Raw genomic sequence first — 22356 nt, forward strand, 5'->3', positions numbered from 1 at the left:
AGCAAGCAGCCGGAATGGTCAATTTCCTGATCAAGCGATTGGTATTGCTCATTCCGGTATTTCTGGTTGTTTCGGCGATCATCTTCATGATCATCCACTTGGTGCCGGGCGATCCGATCGACAACATTGTTCAGATCGGATCGACCCCGCAGCAGAAGGCGGCACTCACCGCCAAATACGGCCTCGACAAGCCGTTGATCGTTCAGTACGCGATCTGGCTCGGCAAGCTGATGACGGGTGATCTTGGCGAAGCGATCATCCTGCGCCAGCCCGTCTCCTCCCTCATTGCGCAGAACCTGCCGCATAGCCTGATCCTCGGGTCACTCGCGCTGGTGTTCTCCACCGTCGTGGGGATTGCAACCGGAGCGCTTGCGGCAATCTGCCGGGACAGCTGGGTCGACCGCTGGGTGATGGCTGTGATCCTCCTTGGCTCGACCGTGCCGAGCTTCTGGCTTGGTCTTTTGATGATCCTTGTCTTTGCCGTCCACCTTGGCTGGTTTCCGGTTTCGGGCGCGCGCAGCTGGAGTGCGCTGGTGCTGCCCGTGCTCACCATCGGCCTTGGTGGTGTGGCGCTTGTCGCGCGCGTGACACGCGTTGCCATGATGGACATATCGCGTCGCGATTTTGTCATGATGCTGCATGCCAAGGGCGTGCCACCATGGCGGATCAACCTGCAGCACATCCTGCGCCACGCGCTCCTGCCGGTGGTCACCATCCTGAGCTTGCGCATCGGCTGGATTCTGGGTGGCGCGGTGACGATTGAATATGTGTTCGCCAGGCCCGGTCTCGGCTCCCTGCTCATCACCTCGCTGAACCAGCGTGACTATCCCGTGGTGCAGGGCTGCCTGCTGATGCTCGCCATCGCCGTCATGCTGGGTACCTTGCTGGGGGATGTGGTGCAGGCCCTCATTGATCCGCGTGTTCGCGAGAGGACAGGTTGATGATCAAATCCTCAAGCCTGCGCACGATCCTCCTGTCCCCGCGCGGCGGCATATCGGCCATCGTGCTGCTGGCCGTGATGATCTGCGCGGTTTTTGCGCCGCTGATCGCGCCCTACGCCTATGACATACAGAGCCTGCGCGATGCCAATCTCAACCCGTCCTGGAAGAACTGGATGGGCACTGACGAGTTCGGGCGTGACCTGCTGTCGCGCATGATCTACGGCGCGCGCACCTCGCTGAGCGTTGCCCTGACCGCGATCAGCATCTCGGTCGCAATCGGCATGAGCCTTGGCGCCACTGCCGCTTATTTCGGCGGCGCCTTCGACAGGCTTGTGACTGCGGTCGTTGATCTGACCTGGTCTTTCCCGGAAATCCTGATCGCGCTCATCCTCATCGCGATTATCGGTCCGGGGCTCAACTCAACGATGATCGCCATCTCGATTGCCTATCTTGCACAGTTCACGCGGCTGACGCGGGTGCAGATCATGGCGCTGAAGAACGAGACCTACGTGGAAGCCACCCGCAGCCTTGGCGCCGGCCATGCGCACATCATCCTCCGGCACCTTCTGCCGAATGCGCTGACGCCCGTGATCGTGGCCGGCATGCTGGCGACCGGCGATGCCATCATCCTCGAAGCAACGCTTGGCTTCTTCGGGCTTGGCGCGCAGCCGCCCACGCCAAGCTGGGGCGCCATGATGTCAAGCGGTACGGCGCAGATATTCATCGCGCCATGGATCATCATCTTCCCGGGCCTCGCCATCGCCATCACCGTGATTGCCATCAATCTCTTCGGCGATGCGGTGATCGACGTGCTCGATATCCGCCGACAGCTGAGGGATTCGTGAGATGGCGCTTTTGTCGGTCACCGACCTGTCCGTGTCCATCGGCCGGCTGAAGCCGCTCGATGGTATTTCATTCGACATCGGCAAGGGTGAAATTGTCGGCATGGTCGGCGAATCCGGTTCCGGCAAATCGTTGACCGCCATGAGCGTCATGGGTCTTTTGCCGTTGATCGGCGGCAAGATGACGTCCGGCTCGATTCGCTTCGACGGTATTGATCTCGCAACCTTGCCCGAGCCGCATTATCGCGCCCTGCGTGGCAGACGTATCGCGCTCATCAGCCAGAATCCGATGACATCGCTCGATCCCATCATCCGCATCGGTGCCCAGATCGATCAGGTGAGCATTCTTCATCTGGGTCTGAGTGATGCCGCCGCCAGGGCGCGCAGTATCGACATCATGCAGCAATTGCGCATTCCCGAAGCAGCGACCGTCCATGGCAATTACCCGCACCAGCTGTCCGGCGGCATGAAGCAGCGCGTAGTCATCGCCATGGCGCTGGCGGCTGACCCCGAGTTGATGATCGCTGATGAGCCGACGACAGCGCTGGACGTCACCATCCAGGCGCAGATTATCCAGATCGTGGTTGATCTGGTCCGCGAGCGCGGGCTGTCGCTGCTGCTCATCACTCATGACATGGGGGTGGTGGCGCAGGCATGCGACAAGGTCGTGGTGCTCTATGCGGGCCGCGTGGCTGAAACAAATGGCATTGATGCCATCTTCGGTGAACCGCAACACCCCTACACGCGCGAGCTGATCCGCTGCATTCCGCGCCATGATCAACTGCGAGGCAGCCTCACGGGCATTCCCGGCGCGGTACCATCCGTGATGGATTATCCCTCGGGTTGCCGCTTTCACCCGCGTTGTGCTGACGCTCTGGATATCTGCGCCGGCGCAATTCCGGCTCTCGAACAAAAGGCCGCCGGCTTTGCAGCCTGCCATGCCGCAATCAACGCCGCTGGCAAAGTGAGCGCCCATGGCTGATGAGGCGCAGGCGCAATTGCCAAGCGACAATCTGGTTGCGGTCCGTGACCTGACACGCGAGTACAAATCCAGTGGCGGGCTCTTCAGCACGGTGCGCAGCATGCGGGCGGTCAACGAAGTCTCGCTCGATGTGCCGCGCGGCAAGGTAACCGGCGTGGTGGGCGAATCCGGCTGCGGCAAGTCCACGCTGGCCCGTCTTGTCCTGCGTCTGATAGCGCCAACCGCAGGCCGGGTCATGTTTAACGATACCGATCTTGCGAGTCTTGCCCCCGCACAGCTGCGCAAGCTGCGCCGCAGCATGCAGATGGTGTTCCAGGATCCCTATTCCGCCATCGATCCGCGCTACACCATCCGTCGCGCCCTGCTGGAGCCGTTCGAGGTGCAGGGCGTGGCGCTCGGCAAGGGTGAACAGGAAGACCGGCTCCTCGCACTCATCAGCAAGGTTGGCCTCAGTCCGCGCATGACTGAAAGCTATCCCCACCAGCTTTCAGGCGGGCAAAAACAGCGCGTCGGCATTGCGCGCGCACTGGCGCTCTCGCCGTCCTTCCTCGTGCTCGATGAGCCGACCGCCTCGCTCGATGTCTCGATCCAGGCACAGATCATCGGACTGCTCGAAGCCCTGAAACAGGAACTTGGGCTGACCTATCTCTTCATCTCCCATGACCTGAGCCTTGTGCGCTATTTCTGCGACCGGATCGTGGTGATGTATCTTGGTCGCGTAGTCGAGATACTGCCCGGCGCACGGGCTGAGGCGTGCCACCACTATGCCCGAACCCTTATGGACAGCCATTTCGTCCCCGATCCCAGACACCGCAAGGCGGTGACGCCGCTGGTTGGCGAAATACCAAGTCCGTTCAATCTGCCGCCCGGCTGTGCCTTCGCCGAGCGCTGCCCTGCCGCCTCGCCGCTTTGCCGGCGCGAGCGCCCTTTATTGTCTGAGCACGCGACGGGGCATCTTGTCGCCTGTCACCATCCGGCGTGAGACCTTGAGCTTCACCGTCCTCACGGCCGAGTTCAGTCATGAAATCCGTCATTGCCCTGAAATCCATGCACCAGTGTTGAGCCGCTTTCGAGCCGCTCGCCGCAAAGGTGATCGTTTGCGATAGCGGCGCTCTGTGCACGCCCGATCTGAGGCGGCTGCCCTATCGCAACGTCATTCGTCCTGCTTTTCTGCTGGATCATCTCTCTCTCGGCAAGGAAGCCGATGACGAAATGTTGATCTCGAGATCTGGTGCGCCTCTCGGGCGCAGTGAGCGTTGAGATACCGGACTGCGTGCGAAAGCGATTGCCGCCAGGCATGAAACTCTGGCACACGACATATCAGGAAATCATCCATCGAAGGGTGATCTCTCACCTGCTGATGAACGATCGCTGGGAGCCTGATGCCGCCTATGTCCGTGACAGACCTTGATATCACCAGTCTCCATGCCGCCTACGCACAAGGAGCGACGCCCGCAGCCATGATCGACGCTGTCTATGGGCGCATCGCCGAGATCAACGATCCCGGTATCTTCATCGCGCTTGACGACAAGGAGTTCGTGCTTGCTGCCGCGGCTGCCCTGCCGCCTTTCGACCCGCTGGCCTTTCCGTTGTGGGGCGTTCCCTTTGCCGTCAAGGACAACATTGATGTTGCCGGCCGCATGACAACGGCAGCCTGCCCGCAATTCGCCTATCAGGCAGCCGGACATGCCGCCGTCGTGGCGCGTCTTGTTGCCGCCGGAGCGCTCTTCATTGGTAAAACCAATCTTGATCAGTTCGCCACCGGATTGGTAGGCACACGCACGCCCTATCCTGTGCCGCGAAATGCCTTTGATGCTGTGCGTGTTCCCGGTGGTTCGAGTTCGGGTTCTGCGGTTGCCGTCGCCCAGGGGATTGTCAGTTTTTCGCTGGGCACCGACACGGCCGGATCGGGGCGCGTTCCTGCTGGGCTCAATCACATCGTCGGGTTGAAACCATCCCTCGGTTTGTTGTCGGCAAGAGGCGTCGTGCCGGCCTGCCGCACCCTTGATTGTGTCTCTATTTTTGCCGCAAGCGTTGGCGATGCCCGTCGGGTATTTGAAATGGTTGCAGCCTATGATCCCGCCGACCCCTTTGCCCGCAAAGCCGGCAAGCCAGCCATCGACACGCTGCGCCGCATCGGCGTGCCACGATCGCAGGACAGGCTTTTTTTTGGCGACAAGCTTCAGGAAAATGCGTTTGGCGCGGCCCTGTCGCATGTTGAGGCGGTTGCCGGGCCTTTGCAGGAGGTCGATCTGACATCGTTTTTTGCAACCGCCCGCCTTCTCTATGACGGGCCCTGGGTCGCCGAGCGGCGGGCGGCGATCGGCAGCTTTATGGATGACGCGCCGCAGGCGATTCATCCGGTAACACGGTCAATTGTGGAAAAGGCTGACGGCATGTCCGCCGTCGATACATTCAACGGCCTTTACCGCTTGGCCGAGTTGAAGCGGGCATCGGATGCAATGTGGGATGACATTGACGTGCTCGTCGTGCCAACGGCGCCGATCGCGCCCGCTCTGAAAGATCTGGAGGCTGATCCCATTGGTCCCAATTCGCTGCTTGGTACCTACACGAATTTCGTCAACCTCCTCGACCTTGCGGCCCTGGCTATTCCCGGTCCCATGCGCGCCGACGGGTTCCCTGCCGGCATCACCTTGATCGCTCCGCGCGATCAGGACGTTTTGCTGGCTGAACTGGGTCAACGACTTTTTCCAGGTTTCGGCGGCCGCCGCCCCGCTTATCAGCTGGCTCAAGGATAGTTATGAACACAGACGACAATTCTCCGACAATCGAACTCGCCGTCGTTGGCGCTCATCTTTCCGGCATGCCGCTCAACGGCGAGCTGACGGGTCGCGGTGGTGTATTTGCGCGCGCCGCCTCCACGGCAAACCTCTACCGCCTGTTTGCGCTGGCCGGGGGTCCGCCCTTTCGCCCCGGACTTCTGCGCGTTGCAGCCGGAGCGGGCGCCGCCATCATTGTTGAGGTGTGGAAGCTGTCACCGGCCGCGTTCGGCAGTTTCGTGGCCACCATTCCATCCCCGCTCTGTATCGGCACCCTGCATCTGGCCGATGGTACGACGCCCAAAGGATTCCTCGTCGAGCCCGAGGGGCTCGGCGCGGCCATCGACATCACGTCCTTTGGCGGCTGGCGCGCTTATATGGCGGCTAAAACTTAAATTCCCTCGGCGATGATGCTGACATGAGCTGCGACAATGAACCAGCCATCCTTGAAGCGTACCCAGCTTTGCATCTGGCGACCGACTTTTCCAGCCAGTGACGGGCGATGGAACAAGGTCGAGGCGACTGCGAAATCGCGCCCATAGCTTGTGATGACCGTTCGCGACGTCGAGCGCGCGAGACCAACGGGAGAACGGGCAGCGCGGAAAGCGGATATTTCGCCATAGCCGTAAAGATTTTCTGCCACCCCATAGCGCAGCGTTCGTGGGTCATTGCGAAACAACGCGTCGAGCGTTTCGACGTCATTGGCGATCAACGCCGCTTCATAGCGCGCGAAGGCTGCGCGCACTTCCGAGAGAACATCGGGAAGATCGATCTCCATCACGAAAACGCCGCAAGTGCTTTGGCATGAACAACCCCCGCGCGCTCCAGATGATGAGCGACCCGCAACGCCAGATCCTCGCGCCATGGCGCGGCAACGATCTGGACGCCGATGGGCAGCGGCGACAGCTGGACGGGAACAGTGACGACCGGCAAACCGATAAACGAGAAGGGCTGGGTGAAGAGACCTATATTGGGCCGCAGCGGTACTTTTTGTGCCCCCAGGTCAAGGGTGGTGTCACCGAGCTTCGGCGCTGTGCAAGGTGTTGCTGGTGCCAGAATGATGTCGCACTCCTGAAACAGAGCGAGCACTTGTCTTTGATACCAGCGGCGCAATTTCTGAGCCCGGATCACCGCACCCGCCGGGATCATCGCGCCTGCGAGCAGACGGTCGCGCACCGCCGGGTCAAACTCGCCTGCGCGCTCGCGCAACCTGTCGAGATGGAGGGCCGAGCCCTCAGCCGCTGTGATGATATAGGCAGCCGCACGCGCACGCGCGACCTCGGGCAGATGAATGGTCCGCGTGGCGCCAAGGGCGCGCGCTACCTGTGACATCGCCGCGCTGGCCGCAGCGCTTCGGCCTTGCTCGAAATAGCCGCCCGCAATCGCCAGGCGCAGGCCGGCGATGCCGTTGTGAAGCGATCCACAACTCGGCTCATCCGGGCGCGACGCCTGCACCGGGTCCGCAGGGTCGGCGCCCTGCATGGCATCGTAGGCAAGCGCCAGATCTTCGGTCGTTCTGGCAAGCGGCCCGAGGTGATCGAAACTCGAGACGAAGGGAAACGTGCCGGCACGGCTCAGTCGGCCATAGGTCGGCTTGAGGCCGAAAATGCCACAGAACGAGGCGGGCACACGGATGGAACCATTGGTGTCCGAGCCGAGGGTGAGCGGCACCAGGCCGGCGGCGACCGCGCCTCCTGATCCGCCCGACGACCCGCCAGTCATGCGCGTGACATCGTGGGGGTTGCGTGAGGGGCCATCATGGATGTTTTCGCCGGTGAAATCATAGGCGTATTCGCCCATGTTGAGCGCACCCAGAAGGATTGCTCCTTGGCCTTCAAGACGCGTAATCAAGGGCGCATCGTGCGGTGCAGGTGCCAGGTCGCGATTGATTTTTGATCCGGCAATCGTCGTCAGTCCGGCGACGTCGAAGAGGTTCTTCACGGCGAAAGGGACACCGGCGAGCGGCCCCGCATTCTTGCCCGCTGCAATGTCGGCATCAACGCGCCGGGCGCTCGCCAGAGCACGCTCACGTGTCACCGACGTGAAGCAATTAAGCGCCGGGTTGTGGCGGGCGATGCGGGCGAGCGCAGCTTCGACGACGGCGAGCGCCGATGTCTCGCGCCGGTTGACCGATGCGGCGATGGCCGCTGCACTGGCTGTGCCCGAGGCGAGGGCGCTCATGCGCGGAAGACCACGGCCGGCTCGCTCTCATCATTGAGCGGGACGCCGCTGAAGTACTCGATCGCATCCATCAGCGTTGACATGTTCTGTGCGACCCCGTCTTTCCATTCAGCTTTGATATCAAGACGCAGGCATGCGGCGGTGGCCGCCACATAAGCCTCGATTGTCTCGCGGTCGGTTGCCATGATTGGACATCCTTATCTTGACGCCGGTGGGGCGGGAATGGCGGCAATCAGTGCTTGCGTATACTCATGCCGGGGATTGGCGAGAATGTCGGCGCTGTTGCCCTGTTCGACAATCTCGCCACCACGCATGACGATCAGGCGATCACACATCAGGCCGACCACATGCAGATCATGTGAAACGAAAAGATAGCTCATGCCGAGCTTCTGCTTCAGGTCCTGCAGGAGATTGAGAACGATGGCCTGAACGGAGACATCAAGGGCTGCGGTCGGCTCGTCGAGAATGATCAGGTCCGGCTCCAGCGCAATGGCGCGCGCAATGCCGACGCGCGCTTTCTGCCCGCCGGACAATTGATGGGGGAAGCGATCGAGCAGATCAAGCGGCAGCCCCACCTGACCTGCCAGCTTCTCGCAGCGCTGGCGTATACTCTCGCCAGGCTTCAGGCGCGGGAAGCGCAGCAGCGGATCGGCGATAGCGCGCGCCGCCGTGAAGCGCGGATTGAGGCTGTCGGTTGGATCCTGAAACACCATCTGGATGCGGGCGCGAAACGGCGATGCAGCAAACTGGCGTGCCGGAATTTGCGTCAGATCGGTACCGTCGAATTCAATGCGCCCGCTTGTGGCATCGATGAGGCGAGTGACCATCAGCGAGGTTGTTGATTTTCCGCACCCCGATTCACCCACCAGGCCGACGCTTTCGCCGCGGCCAACGCAAAACGAGATGGCGTTGACAGCTCGAAAAGGTTCCTCGCTCTTGCCGCCCAGCAGGCTCAACAGGCCGCCGGCTGACTTTGCCTTCGGGTACTCCTTGATGAGGTTTTCCACCCGCAATATTGGCGCGTGCTGCTGCTTCGATGGCTGATTGGCGACGGGCGAGGGTACAGGCGATATTGTCTCTTCCGGCAGCAGGTCACGGAGTTGGCAACCCGGACGCGGTGTCGCCCGCATGAGCTTGCGCGTATAGGCATGAAGCGGCGTCCTGAAGATGGTGTTGGCATCAGCCGTCTCCACCACATCACCTTTCTCCATCACCACAACGCGATCAGCGTAAGCCGCAGCAAGGCCAAGATCATGCGTGATAAGGATGGACGACATGGCGCGCTCGCGCGTCAGCTCGCTCACAAGATCCATCACCGCTTTCTGCGTGGTGACGTCAAGGCCGGTCGTCGGCTCATCGGCAATCAGCAACTGCGGGCGGCACGCCAGCGCCAGCGCGATGACGACCCGCTGGCACATGCCCCCTGAAAGCTCGAACGGGTAGGCGTGATAACGCTCCTCTGGCCGGGCGATCCGTACATTGGCAAGCGCCTCAATGGCCTTTTGCTGCGCCTGGGTGGCGCCCACGAGCGCATGCTGGCGCAAGACATCTTCGATCTGGTGGCCGATCTTGCGGATCGGATTGAGGGCGGCGCGCGGGTTCTGGAAGATCATCGACAATTCGCGGCCGCGCAGATTGCGCATCTCCGTTTCCGGCATGCGTGCCAGCTCAAGCCCCGAAAAGATCATCGAACCCGACGCTATCCGCCCGGCACGATCAAGGATGCGCATGAGCGCGTAGGAGGTGACCGATTTTCCTGATCCCGATTCCCCGACGATCGCGACAGTCTCGCCCTTGCCAACGTCGATATCGATCGCCTTGACCGCTGTCACCGTGCCGCGCCGCGTTGCAAACTCGACGGTGAGGTTGCGGATGGCCAGAAGCGGGGAGGGTATCATGGCGCCGCTCACGTCCGGCGCTGGGGATCGATGAGGTCGCGCACGCCATCTCCCAGCAGATTGAAACAGAACACGGCGATCATCAGCGCCAACCCGGGAAAGAAGGCGATCCACCATTCGCCTGACACGATGAAGCTTGCGCCCTCCGCCACCATGATACCCCATTCAGGCGTTGGCGGGCGCACGCCAAGACCGATGAACGAGAGGCCGGCGGCATTGAGAATGGCGTAGCCCATGGTCAGCGACATCTGCACCGCCATGATCGGCATGATGTTGGGAACGATCTGGGTCAGCAGGAGCCGCCATTCCGAATTTCCCGCAAGGCGCGCGGCCTGCACGAACCCCGCCTCGCGCCGCACATTCGCTTCCGCTCGCGCCACGCGGGCGTACAGCGGAAAGTTGATGATGGCGGTGGCGATGATGATGTTGGTGACGCTGTTGCCGAGGGCGGCAACGATGCCCATGGCAAGCACGAATAGCGGGAAGGCCATGATGGTATCGGCGATCCGCCCCACCAGCTTGTCGACCCAGCCGCCGAAATATCCGGCTGTCACTCCCGCCAGACCGCCCAGGAAAAAAACGAGCGCAACTGACGCGATAGCGATGGTGAAATCGAGCCGCGTGGCAACGAGTACGCGGCTGAAGATATCGCGCCCCAGCTGGTCGGTACCAAACCAGTGAACGCGGGTGGGGCCCTTCAGCGCTTCGGCGGTGTTGCTCGCCAGCGGATCAAACGGCGCGATCATCGGGCCAAACAATGCTGCAAAGACGATGAGTGTAAACAGCCCGAAGGCAAGCCCGGTGACCGGATTTTCCGCGATGATATGGACACCATGGGTCCAGAGTCCCGGCGAAGACGGCGCTTGCTGGCGCACCTTCAATGCCGGCTGAACTCCGCTGCTCTCGCTCACGACCTCACCCCTCCAGCCGGACGCGCGGGTCGATGAAACCATAGAGCAGGTCGATCAGCAGATTGAGCATCACATACATCACCGCCATGGTCAGCACGAAGCCCTGGATCGGCGCATAATCGGACGCAATCAACGCTTCAACCGCATAGGAGCCGATACCCGGCCAGGCGAATACTTTCTCAACCAGGACATTGGCGCCGAGCAGGAACGAGAACACCATGCCAAGCGTGGTCACCACCGGCAGCATGGCATTGCGGAAGGCGTAAACGCCGATCACCTTGCCGCTGCTCAAGCCGCTGGCGCGAGCGGTGCGCACGAAATCAGCCCCCAGCACCGCCAGCATCGACGCCCGTGTCATGCGGGTGATGGGCGCCAGCGAGAAGATGCCCAGCGTCACGGCCGGCAGGATCAGCTGCGCAATCGCCGCCCGGAAGGCGGGAAAATCTCCCGCCAGCAGCGTATCAATCAACAGGAAGCCGGTCACCCGTGGAGGTTCGGATAGAAAAACATCCAGACGGCCAAGTGGCGCGGGCGACCAGCCCAGGATGAAGTAGAAGACAAAAACAAGGAGCAGCCCGGTAAAAAATACGGGAAGCGAGACGCCAGCGGTGGCGATGATGCGGCACAGATGATCGATCCATGACCCCTGGCGCACGGCGGCCAGAACGCCCAGAGGCAGGGCGACCGACATCGCCAGCAGAAGGCCGCACAGGGTCAGTTCTGCGGAAGCCGGCAATCTTGCTGCAATGTCTCTGGTAACAGGCTGGCCGGTGGTGAGGGACTGGCCAAGATCGCCCTTGACCAGCGCCGCCACATAGCTGGCGAACTGCTGTGGCAGGGGCTGGTCGAGGCCAAGCTTGCTGCGAATTTCGGCGATAGCTTTCGGCGAGGCCGTCGGCCCGGCAAAATAGGCGGCGGTGTCACCGGGCAGAACGCGCGTCAGCAAAAAGGTGACGATGATCACGCCGATAATGGACGGGATGGTCGTCAGAAGCCTGGCGCCGATCAAACGAAGCATGAGAGCAACTATGCTTTCGTCAGATAGCGGAAATCCGGCTCGCGGCAGGGTTGGAACTGATAGCCGCCAATGTTCTTTTGCATCGCCACATCATGCGTCGGCTGGGCGAGCGGAATCATCGGTACTTCACGCGACACCAGCGACACGAAGTCGACAACGCTTCGCTCATAAACTGCCTTGTCGCTGGTGAAGCGCGCTTCATCAACGAGCTTGTCGAGCGCCGGGTTCTGATAGGATGCAATGTTGAAAATGGAATTGTTGCCGTGCATCGTCCAGAACAGGTAATAATCGGGGTAATCAAGCCAGCCGGCAAAGCGGTTCAGCACCATCGGGTTGGTTTTCTTGCTGATTTCGCCGCGGAAATTGGCGCCCGGCACTTTCGAGATTTCGATGTTGATACCGATGCCCGCCATGGCCTCTTTGATGAGGACGGCCATCGGCTCGGCGACGGTTGCGTTGCCGGCATCGAAGAGAAGTGTGGTTGAAAGCCCGCCGGGCGCTGCCGCGTCGACGAGTGCCTTGGCTTTCGCCACATCGGTCTTGTAAGGGTAGGGTTGCGGCCACGCCACCTTGGGGGTTGCCGGTCCGCCGGACATGTCGATGCCGCGCCCGAACAGCGACGCCTGCAGCATTTTCTCATAAGGCATGGCCCAGGCTGCCGCCTGCCGCAGCCGGACGTCGGTGAAGGGGCCGGTGGCGGTATTCAGATAAAGACCCCACACGCCATTGGGGATCGGCACACCCACGACATTGATCTTGCCGGCATCCAGCAGGTCCTTGAAATCCTTCGGTGGCAACCCGTACGAAATATCCGCATCGCCCCGCTCGATGAGCGCCCGACGTGTCGAGGGTGAGGCGATGTCGCGGGCTATGACGCGACGCAGCGTTGGCAGCTTGCCAGACGTCCAGGCGTCATGGCGCGTGTAGATCGTCTCGACGCCGGGCTTCCAGCTCTCGACCTTGAATGCGCCGGAGCCGGCGACGTTGTTCTTCAGCCATTCCTTGGCCCAGGGATCGCCACCGCTGTTGGCAATGGCAAGCTCTGAATCAAAAACGAACGGAATGGTGACCGCCAAATTTGGCATCGTCAGCTTGTCCTTGCGGATGAAATCCACGCGGAACGTCTTGTCGTCAAGGGCAACAAATTGTTCGGCCTTCTCCAGCGACCCGGCGTTCATCTGTGTCGTTGCAAACCCGCCAATCGACACGGCGCGATCGAGCGACCATTTGACGTCCCTGGCAGTCACCGGCCTGCCGGAATGGAAAGTGGCGTTGCGCAGTTTGAACGTGCAGCTCATGCCATCGGAGGCAACCTGCCAGCTTTCCGCCAGCTCACCCTCGATTTCCGTCATCGCGATCGTGTTGCCGCCACCGCTCGGGATGGGCACGGGCTTGAAGCGCAGCAGGCGATCATAGCAATTAAGCGCGACGCCATTGACCGGCTGGGATGAGCCGATGCCCTGCATGTCGAGGCTGTTGGGTCCATATTCCTGCACCAGCAGGAGCGTCTCATTGCGGCCCACGGACTGGGCATTTGCCGTCGATCGGGCAATGAACGGAGCGGCGAGGCCAGCGGCAAGCGCAGTGCGGCGGGTGATCATCGACAATATGTCCTTCCTTGGTCATTCGCGACAGGTGGAACCGCAACGCCGGCGGTCAATCCGACCACGGCATCTCATGACGGTGAGAATTCTGCGTCGTACTGAAAGGAGCTGAGCAAGGCTTGTGCCAAGACCTCGCAGGCAGGCTTTGCGATGAATCGGCGAATAGTCGGGACGCTTAACAGCGGCCGCGACGGGTAAACGGCTCTGATTTATGATCAGTCGTCGTCACCTCTGCCCAACATTTGTCTGAGTGCCTACGGATTAGGCAATCTGGCCGCGCCTTTTGTCAGGAGCAAAGCGTCGCTGTCGTCTTTGAGGTCTATGCCTGTCAGTGAACGGCGGAACGCCTCATCAATCAGCCAGTCAAGCTTCGCAGCTGCGACCTCGAAGCTGAGGCCAGCGGGACGAATATTGGACAGGCAGTTGCGGGCAGCATCGCTCACGCCGGGGCGCGGGGCAAAGGTCAGATACGCACCAAGCGAATCAGGCGATGACAGGCCTGGCCGCTCGCCGATCAGCATCAGCACCATGCGCGCGCCAAGCAGGTGGCCTATCTCGTCACCAAGAGCCACGCGGGCTTGCGAGGCGACCACAATCGGCGCGCAGCTGATGGCGCGACCCTCGATGTGCGCCAGCACAGCGGTGACGAGCGGCAGGGCATTGTTGTGGATGGCGGTTGCTGACAGCCCGTCGGCCACCACGAGCGCAAGGTCGCTTCTGCGGCTGTGGGAGGCAAGCATTGCGCGGCTTTTCTGCGACAACATCCGCCCGAGATCGGGCCGGCGCAGATAGGTGGCACGATCACCCGCCGCGCTCGCGACCTCGATCACCTGACGCCCCGGAGCCGCCAGCGCCGCGGCGATCTCGCCTGCACGAAACGGCTCATGCACCGCATCACGTGCCTTTGCGTGGGCAAGTCCAAACCGCAGCACCTCGTCAACAGGCATTGATGCGCCGCGATGACCCAGTCCGATGCGCGCTGGCGTCAACGCGCGCAAACGCGACCAATTGGTGAGCGGCGTGCGATCCTCGGGGTTGTCATTCATGGCAGGTAATCGCCCATTGCCTGCAACAAGGGGGGCGACGTGCCGCCCGCGCGCAGGGCGCCCGTCGCATCGACGATATCGAGCCGTTGTAGCCAGGCCTCGAACTCCGGCGCCCGCCTCAAGCCCAGCAGCGCCCGGATATAGAGCTGGTCGTGAAACGACGTCGACTGGTAATTCAGCATGATGTCATCAGCGCCCGGTACGCCCATGATAAAATTGACGCCGGCTGCGCCAAGCAACGTCAGCAGCGTATCCATATCATCTGAATCCGCCTCAGCGTGATTGGTGTAGCAGATGTCGCATCCCATCGGCAGGCCCATCAGCTTGCCGCAGAAATGGTCCTCCAGCCCGGCGCGGATGATCTGCTTGCCGTCATAGAGATATTCCGGCCCGATGAAGCCGACGACGGTATTGACGAGAAACGGCTGATAGGCTCTGGCAACGGCATAGGCGCGCGCTTCAAGTGTTTGCTGGTCAACGCCGTGATGGGCATTGGCCGAGAGAGCCGATCCCTGTCCGGTCTCGAAATACATGACGTGATCGCCGACCGTACCCCGCTTGAGGGATCGTCCCGCGTCAAGCCCTTCGCGCAACAGGCCAAGCGTAACGCCGAACGAGGCGTTGGCGGCCTGCGTGCCGGCGATTGACTGGAAGACAAGGTCGACGGGGGCGCCCTGTTCGATGAGCCGGATCGTGCTCGTCACATGCGTCAGGACACAGCCCTGGGTTGGAATGGAAAAACGTGTGATCACACCATCCAGAAGATGCAGCAGATCGCTGATCGTCGTCAGGCTGTCGGAGGCCGGATTGATACCGATGACCGCATCGCCGCAGCCATAGCCGAGCCCGTCGATGATGGAGGCCATGATACCGGCCGGATCGTCGGTCGGATGGTTTGGCTGAAGGCGTACCGCGAGCGTGCCCGGCTGGCCGATCGTCGTGCGAAAACGGGTCACGCTCCGGCATTTGCTGGCGACCAGAATGAGGTCCTGGTTGCGCATCAGTTTGGAGACGGCGGCCGCCATCTCGGGCGTGATGCCGGGGGAGAGCCGGGCAAGGCTCTCGGTTGTTGCCCGGTTCGAACACAGAAAGTCGCGAAAGCCGCCAACCGTCAGGCTTGCCACTGGCGCGAACGCATCCTTGTCATGCGCGTCGATGATGAGCCTTGTGACATCGTCATGCTCATAGGGAATGACGGCCTCGCTCAGAAACGTCGACAAAGGCAGATCAGCAAGCGCCAGGCGCGCTGCCATCATCTCTTCCAGGCTGCCGGCGGCGATGCCGGCCAGCGCATCGCCTGAGCGCAGCGGCGTTGCCCGGGCCATCAGCGATTTCAGATCAGCGAAGACATAGGTTTCGCTGCCAATGCGCGCGCGATATGCCAATCGAATTCCTCCAGCCTGCCGACCCTACCCGTCGTTCATTACCGCAGAAAGGCTTGGAACTGCGCGAATGACAACACCATGATCACGTTTGCCGGGCAGCGCAAACGGGCTCTACCATCTTGCTCATTGGCGCGCCTGTTCAAAGCCAGGCGGATCAATGTGCCGGCCGTCGGCCGCTTCCCGGTCGGAACCGCGATCGAGGCGGCGGGCAACGGTGTTGTGACATTGTGCGTGCGGCTGGATGCGGCATTAACGGTGGCGTCGTCGTTGTTCGCAGTCAGTTCGCAGGCGTGAAAGTGATCCTTCGATCTTGGAACGCATCACGCAGATTGTTCATCGCCTCCAGCCAGTCCGTACCGCCCCACTGGCTGGAAAAGGCATAGGTGCGCCCACCAACACGCAGCAATTCATCGTCTCGGCAGAAGAAGCGTATTGGATCGAACCGTTTTCCATTTGCCTCGCGAGCCGCTGTGGCCAAGCGAACAAAGTCATCATGGTCAACCTCGCCCTCAACAGAGATAAGGGCACGCTTGGCGCGCGGTCCGCAATGCTGGGCTATAGTCTGCGGGTCGATGCCGCCTTCCACCAGGTGGCGGAATGTCCGCAGGATCGCTCGGCCCTTGGATTCTCGCGGATAGTTTGCGTCGCCAAGGACCAAATCATATTTTGTATGGTCCGCACCACTGGTCCGCTCTGCCCGCTCCTTGCGCTCTTTCTCGCGAACACGGACCTGGTATTCGGCAGCCTCTGGCGGTGGAATTATCTGGGTCACATCAACCAGAACACGCCCTGACAGGTTGTATGGCTGAAGCCGCACGCAGCGGATATCCAGATCACGCTTGTTGAGCCACAGGACAGCGGTGGTCAGTTCCGGCGGGAACGTCTCAGCGGCGAGGACGATCTTGACGTCCTGAGCGAACTGATCATGGTCGGGCTCGTCCCATCCGAGGAATGCCAGAAGCTCAGTCCGAGCGTCTGTGTCGTCGCGGCCGATCTGGCGCAGGTAGCGGTCAAACCCATCCACCGCTTGATCGAAGGTCATAGTGGAGACCATCGCCGCATACCGGATGGCCTGCAGTTCCATATGGCCACCATCTTCTCGCTTCAATTCGATCACGACAAGATTGGCATCATGATCGATCCCGAGAAGATCGATGCGGCGACGGGAGTCGTCCCATTCACCGTATTCCTCCGCGATCACCAGTGTGTTGGGGGCTATAACGGCAACGTTCTCGCGCAACAGCCGCTGCAAATCGCGCCGCTCGTGCAATTGCATCGCGCCGAATGTGGTCTTGGTCAGAGGCTGGATACGATCCGGTGCAAACTCGTAAATCGGCATGAAGGGCACAACCTATTGGACACCTCGCTCACCAAAGTGTGGAGCGCAATCGAAGTTTCGATGTTACCTTGGCCATCTAAACGCGATTGCCGCAGAATGCCATCCTGCGCCAGTCCCCGCCATTCATCGCGAGACGAGGCCAGAGCATGTTGCGGACCAGAAACGTCCGCAGCCGAAGCCGCGCCAGCCCGGCTTCGATTGACCAATTGCAAAAACCTGTGGTCATAAGCGGGATGCCCGGACCCAACCCACTGACGATCCTTCATTCCCAGGCGCCGCTGCGCGTGTGGTCGCTGATCGTCACGATCTTTGGTGATGTGGTGATGGATCGCGGGCGTGATCATCATCCCGCCCCCGTCTGGACCAGCGATCTAATGGCGCTGCTGGCCCTTCTGGGCATCGATGCCGGACATGCGCGCACCAACCTGTCGCGGCTGGTGGCAAACGGCACCCTGCAGCGTGGCAAGGATGGACGCCGCACCGATTACCGATTGAGCACGGCAAGTGCCGCCGATTTCGCGCGCGCCGCTGCCGTCATCTACGGTGCCGACACGCACCAGCCCGCAGGCGATATGATCCTTGCAGCCCTTGATCTGTGCGCTGACCGCAAGGCCGCGCGTCTAGCGCTCGAGGCTGACGGCTTCCGCTTTCTGTCGTCAACGCTGGCGATGGCGTCGCGACATGAACGGGTGCCCGATATGCCGCTGACAAACGAGGTGATTTTTGCAGTTGCAACATCAACACCTGCGCTGCGATCAGCGGTGAACAAGCTCTGGCATCTTGATGATCTCAACCATGCCTATAGCCGGTTTGTCACGGCTTTCGACCCGGTAACGGGCGCATTGGAGCCCGAGGAAGCGGTCATCCTGCGCATCGTCGTGACACATATGTTCCGCCGTCTGGTGCTGCGCGATCCGCTCCTGCCGGCCGCGATGCTGCCGGCTGACTGGCAGGGGCACGCGGCACGCGCAGTTTTCATGCGTCAGATCAAGCGCACGGCGCGATCATCGGACGTCTGGTTTTCCCGGCATGGCTTTCATACCCCGACATCGTGAACGACAAAATGAAACGCGTTCTCGTTTAAATATGTAACAAAAAATATTGACTAAACGAAATATTGTAACATAATTATCTGAAGCAGAGGAGATGGGCTCATGTACGCGCAGGCGCTCGACCAGAAAGATCGCAGTCCCGTCATCGCCGAAGATCCGGTGCGGCTCGAGCGCTTCGAGGCGCGTTGCACGGCCGAGGACAAGATCGAGCCCAAGGACTGGATGCCGGACGCTTATCGCCGCACCCTTATCCGTCAGATATCCCAGCATGCCCATTCCGAAATCATCGGCATGCAGCCCGAGGGTAACTGGGTCACGCGTGCACCCTCACTACGTCGCAAGTCGATCCTTCTGTCGAAAATTCAGGACGAGGCGGGGCATGGCCTCTATCTCTACTCGGCCGCGGAAACGCTCGGTGTCAGCCGCGAGGAACTGAGCGAGCAGCTTCTGTCTGGCAAGGCGAAATATTCCTCGATCTTCAATTATTCGACACTGACCTGGGCTGATATGGGCGCGGTCGGCTGGCTCGTTGATGGCGCGGCGATCATGAACCAGATCCCGCTCTGCCGCTGTTCCTACGGCCCCTATGCGCGCGCCATGATCCGCATCTGCAAGGAAGAGAGCTTCCATCAGCGCCAGGGCTTCGAGATCATGCACACCTTGGCCAAAGGAACAGTAGCGCAGAAGGCGATGGCGCAGGACGCGCTCAATCGCTGGTGGTGGCCGTGTCTGATGATGTTTGGCCCGCCCGATCAGGCCTCGCAACATTCCGACACCTCGATGCGCTGGAAGATCAAACGGTTTTCCAACGACGAATTGCGGCAGAAATTCATCGACGCCATGGTGCCGCAGGCGCGGTTCCTCGGCCTCGATATCCCTGATCCCGAATTGCGCTTCAATGAAGAGAGCGGTCACTGGCAGACGGGCGCAATCGACTGGAGCGAATTCAGGCGCGTTCTGGCCGGCGATGGACCGTGCAATCGCCAGCGCATGCGCGTGCGCCGGCAGGCGGAAGACGAGGGCATCTGGGTACGTGATGCGGCGCGAGCCTTCGCCGCCAAGCGCGCCGCGCGCCGGCAGGCAGCAGCGATTGCGGCGGAGTGAGGCAGTCATGAGCGAGGCGACAACACCGCTGTACGAGGTCTTCATCCGCCCCAAGGCCGGGCTCAGTCACAAGCATGTCGGCAGTCTGCACGCATGCGATGATGATATGGCGCTTCACATGGCGCGTGACGTCTACACGCGCCGCGCCGAAGGCGTCTCGATCTGGGTGGTACGCTCGGACCTCATCGCTGCCTCCGACCCGGTCGACAAGGACATGCTCTTTGAACCGACAGCATCAAAAATCTATCGCCACCCGACATTCTACGACGTCCCCGACGATGTGGGGCATATGTGATGGACGTGGTGGCAGCGATAGAGGATGATCTTTTTGCCTACGCGCTGATGTTGGGCGACAGCGCGCTTGTCCTCAGCCATCGCCTGTCGGAATGGAGCGGCTTTGGACCGACGCTCGAAGAGGACATCGCCCTGTCGAACATGGCGCTTGACCTGATCGGGCAGGCGCGGCTCTGCCTTGATTATGCCGGCAAGGTCGAGGGCAGGGGGCGTGACGAGGATGCGCTCGCCTATCTGCGTGACGATAATGATTACCGCAATCTGCTGATCTGCGAACAGCCGCGCGGCGATTTTGCCGTGACCATGGTGCGCCAGCTTTTCTATGCAGGCTTCATGCAGCCCTGTTTTGCCTCCCTCATGGCCTCGCGCGACAGCACGCTCGCAGCGATTGCCGCAAAGGCCGAGAAAGAGATGGCCTATCATCTGCGCCATGCCGGCGAATGGGTGATCAGGCTTGGTGATGGCACCGCAGAAAGCCATACCCGCACCCAGCGTGCGCTTGATGAGATGGCGATCTATGTAGCGGAGTTTTTTACCGTGAGTGCAGTTGAGCGCCGCCTTGCTGACGCGGGCATCGCGCCTGATCCGCTTGCGCTGCGTGCCCCATTTGAGAACAGCATCACCCCGATCCTGAAAGAGGCCACGCTCATAGTGCCGTCCTTTGCCGGGGGACAATATGGTGGCAAGAACGGACGCCATGGCGAGCATCTGTCGCGGCTTCTGGGCGAGATGCAGGTGCTCCATCGCGCCCATCCCGGTGCCACATGGTGAGGCCGGTGGAAAACGATGTCGCAGCGCTGGTTGATCTGGCGCGTGCGCGCGCCGTCATCGACGCCGTGTGCGATCCGGAAATTCCGGTTCTGACGCTTGCCGATCTTGGTGTCATTCGCACCATTGAGCAAAGGGCTGATGGAAAGATCGAGATTGCCATCACGCCGACCTATTCCGGCTGTCCGGCGATGAGCGCAATCACCGTTGATCTTCATGCCGCTCTGGCGACAGCAGGGTTCGACGACGTGACGATCACCACCGTTCTGCACCCGGCATGGACCAGCGACTGGATGAGCGCGGCCGGCCGCGCCAAGCTGCGTGCCTACGGCATCGCCCCCCCTGCAATGAAGGCGTCGCGTCGCGCCCTCTTTGGCGATGAAACGCCACCGGCCTGTCCGCAATGCAACGCAGAGAAAACAGAGAAGATCAGCGAATTCGGCTCGACTGCTTGCAAGGCCTTGTGGCGTTGCTTGTCCTGCCGCGAACCTTTCGACGCATTCAAATGTATCTGAAATGACATTTGCAAGATGACCCGCTTTCACCCCGTGACGATTGCCGATATCCGCCGCGAAACCGCCGGTAGTGTGTCGCTTGGCTTCGTGTTGCCTGACGCGTTGAAAGAACAATTCGCTTTCGTGCCCGGGCAGTATCTCACCTTGCGAGCCACCATCGATGGCGAGGATCTCAGGCGCTCCTATTCGATCTGTTCCGCACTCGACGAAGCTCAGTTGCGCGTTGGCATCAAGAAAGTGGCTGGCGGCGCATTTTCAACCTATGCGAACGAGCAGCTTAAAATCGGCGATACGCTTGCCCTCATGCCACCGCAGGGACGGTTCACACTCGATCTTGGCAAGCGCGGCCAGCATCTCCTCGCCATCGCTGCCGGATCGGGCATCACGCCGATCCTGTCGATCGCCAAATCCCTGTTGTCACGCGATCCTGCCGCCCGGTTTACTCTCATCTATGGCAACCAGACGGCGCAAAGCGTCATGTTCGCCGAGGAGTGGGAGGATTTGAAAAACCGCTCTATCGGGCGCCTCTCGATCGTCCATGTCATGAGCCGCGAAGCCCAGGATGTGGCGCTGCTGTCAGGGCGCATAACCGGTGAGCGCTTGAAGGCATTGGCCAGGGGCGTTGTCGATGTGAGCGACATTGACGAGGCCTATTTGTGCGGGCCGCAGGCAATGATTGCTGATGTCAGATCGGCGCTGGAGGAAATGGGTCTGGCAGGCGAGCGGATCCACAGCGAATTGTTCAAGTCAGCAGCGCCACGTGCAGGCTTTCGTGCACCAGCTCCGCAGCCGGAAGCCGGCGTGTTGTCTCGCATCAATGTCACCCTTGATGGCGCCAGCCGCGCTTTTGATATGGGAGAGGATGACAGCAATATCGTTGATGCAGCCGCGCGCGCCGGTCTCGATCTGCCCTATTCATGCAAGGGCGGCATGTGCTGCACCTGTCGCTGCAAGGTGACGGAAGGCAGTGTGACGATGGCGCTCAATTATTCGCTTGAGGACTGGGAGCTCAACGCCGGATTTGTCCTTGCCTGCCAGGCCCGGCCAAAAACGCCGTCCGTCACGCTGGATTTCGACCAGTTGTAGCGGCAGCGCTCGTCACTCTTCCGGCTCAGCCCTGATGCCGGCAAGAAAGAGACGTGTGAGGAGTGCCGCATAGGCTGCATGGGTCATCGGTCCGTTTTCGCGAAACCACATATATTTCCAGTTGAGCGCGCCGAAGATCGTCATCGTCATCGGGCGGATTTTAGCTGGATGCAATCGCGGATGGAGCTTTCTCACAACGGTGCTCATGATCTCGACAAGCCGGCGCTCGTATCCCTTCAATTCTGCCTGCTGATCGGCTGGCAGGTGAGCGAGATGATTGATCTGCACCTTGTGGTTGGAATCAGCGTCGCGGTAGCAATCGATGATGGTGGAGATCATGACCGCGAAGCGCGCTTCAGGCGCTGCATACGGGTCATCGGCTGCTTCGACGGCCTCGACAAGATCGCCGAGATGGGCGCGAATGACGTCAAACAGCAGCTCATCCTTGGCGCGGTAGTAATGGTACAGGAGTGCCTTCGACAGGCCGAGCGCCTGGGCGATATCGTTCATCGAGGTACGATCAAAGCCGTCGGCGGCGAATAGCTTTGCCGCGCCAGCGAGGATGGCGGCGCGTTTGTCGTCGTAATCCTGGGCGCGCGGGCGGGCCACG

The 22356-nt window shown here is 61.1% G+C and carries 22 protein-coding genes and 1 pseudogene; 12 read left to right on the forward strand and 11 right to left on the reverse strand.

Annotated features, from left to right (window positions below):
- Positions 1-14 precede the first annotated feature (14 nt).
- The 5 genes and pseudogenes from ACINK1_RS12355 to atzF all read left to right on the forward strand — a co-directional run bounded on the left by ACINK1_RS12355 (position 15) and on the right by atzF (position 5940).
- A complete protein-coding gene (locus ACINK1_RS12355) occupies positions 15-941 on the forward strand; it encodes an ABC transporter permease (protein ID WP_376800667.1) in 927 nt (308 codons plus the stop codon).
- Positions 941-1786, forward strand: coding sequence for an ABC transporter permease (locus ACINK1_RS12360; RefSeq protein ID WP_376800669.1), 846 nt, complete (start codon positions 941-943; stop codon positions 1784-1786). The genes ACINK1_RS12355 and ACINK1_RS12360 overlap by 1 nt, the downstream gene beginning before the upstream one ends.
- Before the next feature lies 1 nt (position 1787).
- Positions 1788-2765: an ABC transporter ATP-binding protein gene (locus ACINK1_RS12365; protein WP_395760146.1), complete on the forward strand. Its 978-nt coding sequence runs from the start codon at positions 1788-1790 to the stop codon at positions 2763-2765.
- Complete coding sequence (locus tag ACINK1_RS12370) at positions 2758-3747, forward strand: ABC transporter ATP-binding protein (protein WP_376800672.1); 990 nt, start codon at positions 2758-2760, stop codon at positions 3745-3747. The genes ACINK1_RS12365 and ACINK1_RS12370 overlap by 8 nt, the downstream gene beginning before the upstream one ends.
- 400 nt (positions 3748-4147) lie before the next feature.
- Positions 4148-5940 (forward strand): annotated as a pseudogene (gene atzF, locus ACINK1_RS12375) (allophanate hydrolase).
- On the opposite strand, the gene hpxZ reads toward atzF, so the two are convergent.
- The 9 genes from hpxZ to ACINK1_RS12420 form a co-directional block, all read right to left on the reverse strand.
- On the reverse strand, positions 5937-6323 hold the full coding sequence (hpxZ, locus tag ACINK1_RS12380) for an oxalurate catabolism protein HpxZ (RefSeq protein ID WP_376800674.1): 387 nt from the start codon (positions 6321-6323) through the stop codon (positions 5937-5939). The pseudogene atzF and the gene hpxZ overlap by 4 nt on opposite strands.
- The gene (locus tag ACINK1_RS12385; protein ID WP_376800676.1) at positions 6323-7726 is read right to left on the reverse strand and encodes an AtzE family amidohydrolase; all 1404 of its coding nucleotides are present in this window, start codon (positions 7724-7726) and stop codon (positions 6323-6325) included. Before ACINK1_RS12385 ends, hpxZ begins: the two co-directional genes overlap by 1 nt.
- On the reverse strand, positions 7723-7911 hold the full coding sequence (locus tag ACINK1_RS12390; RefSeq protein WP_376800678.1) for a DUF4089 domain-containing protein: 189 nt from the start codon (positions 7909-7911) through the stop codon (positions 7723-7725). The genes ACINK1_RS12385 and ACINK1_RS12390 overlap by 4 nt, the downstream gene beginning before the upstream one ends.
- 12 nt (positions 7912-7923) lie before the next feature.
- Positions 7924-9624: an ABC transporter ATP-binding protein gene (locus tag ACINK1_RS12395; protein ID WP_376800679.1), complete on the reverse strand. Its 1701-nt coding sequence runs from the start codon at positions 9622-9624 to the stop codon at positions 7924-7926.
- A gap of 8 nt (positions 9625-9632) precedes the next feature.
- The gene (locus ACINK1_RS12400) at positions 9633-10499 is read right to left on the reverse strand and encodes an ABC transporter permease (RefSeq protein ID WP_376800720.1); all 867 of its coding nucleotides are present in this window, start codon (positions 10497-10499) and stop codon (positions 9633-9635) included.
- A gap of 40 nt (positions 10500-10539) precedes the next feature.
- A complete protein-coding gene (locus ACINK1_RS12405; protein WP_376800681.1) occupies positions 10540-11553 on the reverse strand; it encodes an ABC transporter permease in 1014 nt (337 codons plus the stop codon).
- An 8-nt stretch (positions 11554-11561) separates the two neighbouring features.
- Positions 11562-13154 carry an ABC transporter substrate-binding protein gene (locus tag ACINK1_RS12410; RefSeq protein ID WP_376800722.1) on the reverse strand — a complete coding sequence of 531 codons (1593 nt, stop codon included), beginning with the start codon at positions 13152-13154 and terminating at the stop codon, positions 11562-11564.
- Between the two features lie 257 nt (positions 13155-13411).
- A complete protein-coding gene (gene eutC, locus ACINK1_RS12415) occupies positions 13412-14203 on the reverse strand; it encodes an ethanolamine ammonia-lyase subunit EutC (protein ID WP_376800683.1) in 792 nt (263 codons plus the stop codon).
- Positions 14200-15588: an ethanolamine ammonia-lyase subunit EutB gene (locus ACINK1_RS12420; RefSeq protein ID WP_376800684.1), complete on the reverse strand. Its 1389-nt coding sequence runs from the start codon at positions 15586-15588 to the stop codon at positions 14200-14202. The genes eutC and ACINK1_RS12420 overlap by 4 nt, the downstream gene beginning before the upstream one ends.
- Before the next feature lie 78 nt (positions 15589-15666).
- Between ACINK1_RS12420 and ACINK1_RS12425 the strand changes: the two genes are divergently transcribed.
- Positions 15667-15882 (forward strand): hypothetical protein, encoded by a 216-nt coding sequence (locus ACINK1_RS12425; RefSeq protein ID WP_376800686.1) that lies wholly within the window; start codon positions 15667-15669, stop codon positions 15880-15882.
- Here the strand turns inward: ACINK1_RS12425 and ACINK1_RS12430 are convergent.
- On the reverse strand, positions 15866-16927 hold the full coding sequence (locus tag ACINK1_RS12430) for a hypothetical protein (protein WP_376800688.1): 1062 nt from the start codon (positions 16925-16927) through the stop codon (positions 15866-15868). The two genes, ACINK1_RS12425 and ACINK1_RS12430, sit on opposite strands and share 17 nt — an antisense overlap.
- A 233-nt stretch (positions 16928-17160) precedes the next feature.
- Here ACINK1_RS12430 and ACINK1_RS12435 point away from each other — a divergent pair, with 233 nt between their 5' ends.
- The 6 genes from ACINK1_RS12435 (at position 17161) to paaE (ending at position 21746) form a co-directional block, all read left to right on the forward strand.
- Positions 17161-17982 carry a PaaX family transcriptional regulator C-terminal domain-containing protein gene (locus ACINK1_RS12435; RefSeq protein WP_376800690.1) on the forward strand — a complete coding sequence of 274 codons (822 nt, stop codon included), beginning with the start codon at positions 17161-17163 and terminating at the stop codon, positions 17980-17982.
- Positions 17983-18081: 99 nt separating this feature from the next.
- Entirely contained in the window at positions 18082-19083 is a 1002-nt protein-coding gene (gene paaA, locus ACINK1_RS12440) for a 1,2-phenylacetyl-CoA epoxidase subunit PaaA (RefSeq protein ID WP_376800692.1), read from the forward strand.
- A 7-nt stretch (positions 19084-19090) separates the two neighbouring features.
- Entirely contained in the window at positions 19091-19378 is a 288-nt protein-coding gene (gene paaB, locus ACINK1_RS12445) for a 1,2-phenylacetyl-CoA epoxidase subunit PaaB (protein ID WP_376800694.1), read from the forward strand.
- Complete coding sequence (gene paaC, locus ACINK1_RS12450) at positions 19378-20148, forward strand: 1,2-phenylacetyl-CoA epoxidase subunit PaaC (protein WP_376800696.1); 771 nt, start codon at positions 19378-19380, stop codon at positions 20146-20148. Before paaB ends, paaC begins: the two co-directional genes overlap by 1 nt.
- A gap of 5 nt (positions 20149-20153) precedes the next feature.
- Positions 20154-20660, forward strand: a complete 507-nt coding sequence (paaD, locus tag ACINK1_RS12455) for a 1,2-phenylacetyl-CoA epoxidase subunit PaaD (RefSeq protein WP_376800697.1) — start codon at positions 20154-20156, stop codon at positions 20658-20660.
- 15 nt (positions 20661-20675) lie between these two features.
- A complete protein-coding gene (gene paaE, locus ACINK1_RS12460; RefSeq protein WP_376800699.1) occupies positions 20676-21746 on the forward strand; it encodes a 1,2-phenylacetyl-CoA epoxidase subunit PaaE in 1071 nt (356 codons plus the stop codon).
- A gap of 12 nt (positions 21747-21758) precedes the next feature.
- Here the strand turns inward: paaE and ACINK1_RS12465 are convergent, their stop codons facing one another.
- Complete coding sequence (locus ACINK1_RS12465; protein WP_376800700.1) at positions 21759-22355, reverse strand: TetR/AcrR family transcriptional regulator; 597 nt, start codon at positions 22353-22355, stop codon at positions 21759-21761.
- Position 22356: the final 1 nt, after the last annotated feature.

It is taken from the genome of Raskinella chloraquaticus (SeqCode) (genome assembly GCF_021731865.1).
Classification (GTDB): domain Bacteria; phylum Pseudomonadota; class Alphaproteobacteria; order Rhizobiales; family UBA4765; genus Raskinella; species Raskinella chloraquaticus.